At 42.5% G+C, this 1,820-nt stretch carries 1 protein-coding gene; it reads left to right on the top strand.

From position 1 onward, the window contains the following. Window positions 1-1,820: hypothetical protein (locus tag I8J31_RS20650; protein ID WP_199470474.1), on the top strand; the 1,820-nt coding region annotated here is incomplete at both ends.

Raw genomic sequence — 1,820 nt, 5'->3', positions numbered from 1 at the left:
GCCACCGGGGACCTTACCCTCAACGCCACCCAAGGTGATGTCAACAATACCAGTGGTGCCAAAATAAGTGCCAATAATACTCTGACGATTAATACCGTCGCCGACCTAATTAATACCGGTGCGAGCATAGAATCGGCCAACGACATCGTTATATCTAGTCGCGACTTAACCAACACAAGTAATGGCCTAATACGTGCTAACGACAGCCTGACTTTGCATTGGGCTAGAGCACTAAAAAACACGACTTCTAAAATTGCAGCAAAAAACGATATCAAAACATCACAACGTAGTGGCAGCTTAACCAACCATGCCTCAGGAATCATTACCGCACAAAATGGCACCCTTGATTTAACCATGGGCAGTTTGACTAACTACGGTGGCATTGGTGCAAACCGTGTGGAACTCGATACCAGTGGCGTCTCTAATAGTGGCGGTAGCGGCCTAATTATGGCCAATAGTTATTTAGATGTGCGTTCTACAGGCAACATGTACAACCTAGATGGCGGTTCGTTATTCAGCTTGGGAGGAGGGTATTTACAGGCCAAGGGCACGATAACTAACAGTTCGGCAGATATTGAAACACGGGGTGGGGATTTAACTATTGATGCGAATCGTTTGGTCAATAAAATTTCTTCCATTGAAGTTGCATATAGAAATGAAGGTAACGGTCAACATACAGAAAATTTTGGGGAATTGCTTGTTTCTGAAAATGAGAATTATCTAGCTTACAAAAAAATAATGGATGACCTTTATTATATTGGTGATAGTGATGATGAACCGCCTAGCGAATCTTATGCAAAATATGTAACAGAGAAGGCTGAAAAAGATTACCCTTTATCGTGGTATTACGAGAAGGTGATTTCTTATACTCAATCTACCTCTATTCCCTATGTTTTAAAAAGAAGTGCGCAAGGGAGGATTTTATCTGCAAATAATATTGTTATTACAGGAAATATTGAGAATGAAGCCTCAATTATTAGTGCTGTTGGAGGTCTGAATCATTATGGGGAAGTAAATACCCCAAGCTCTATTGCTCAACAAGTTACTACTAAGTCTGGTACGGAGTTCGTTAGACAGAGCAGAAGTGGAGTGTGTACTGGAACTGATTCTGCTGACAGAGAGGGGGCAGGCGAGCGTTGTGTTAGTCGGGCAACTGAATATTATTATGAAAATGCAGGAAGTTATTCAGATATACAAAGTACGCCAGTTACCCTAATTAACAGCACTTTTACGGGTAACAATAGAGTCACAGGTAAAGGTGGCAGTTTTAGCAGTGTTGGCACTTCGGATACGATTGCAAGCCTAGCAGCGCAGGAAAAGGCTTCTGAGACATTGGGCTCTGCGACTGATATTGATTTTTCAGATCCTACACAAGCCCCTCAAGCGTTTAATGATGCGCAGATTAAATCTCGCCGTGATGCTATTTTTGATGATGTGTTTAAAAACTTAGTCAGCAGTGCTTTATTCAATGGCGCTAGTCCGAACCCTAACTACCTTGTCGAAACCAATCCTTTACTGACCAGTTATGAAAATTTCATTTCGTCTGATTACCTCTTAAATAAACTCACCTCCGATTCGGTAGGGCGTGATGGCAAAGCCGCCGTACGCTTAGGCGATGGTTTTTTAGAGCAACAGTTGGTACGTGATCAAATTTTGGCTTTTACCGGTTTTCAGACAATACCCGATAGCATTAGCATTGAAGATACCTACGCGACCTTGATGAACAACGCGGTGAATTCCTACGAAGATTTGGAATTACGTTCAGGCATCGCGTTAAGCGCGGCACAAATTGCCCAACTGCAAAAACCGATCGTGTGGAT

The organism is Marinomonas transparens, from assembly GCF_016463975.1.
GTDB classification, from domain to species: domain Bacteria; phylum Pseudomonadota; class Gammaproteobacteria; order Pseudomonadales; family Marinomonadaceae; genus Marinomonas; species Marinomonas transparens.
This window is presented reverse-complemented; position numbering and strand designations above follow the sequence as displayed.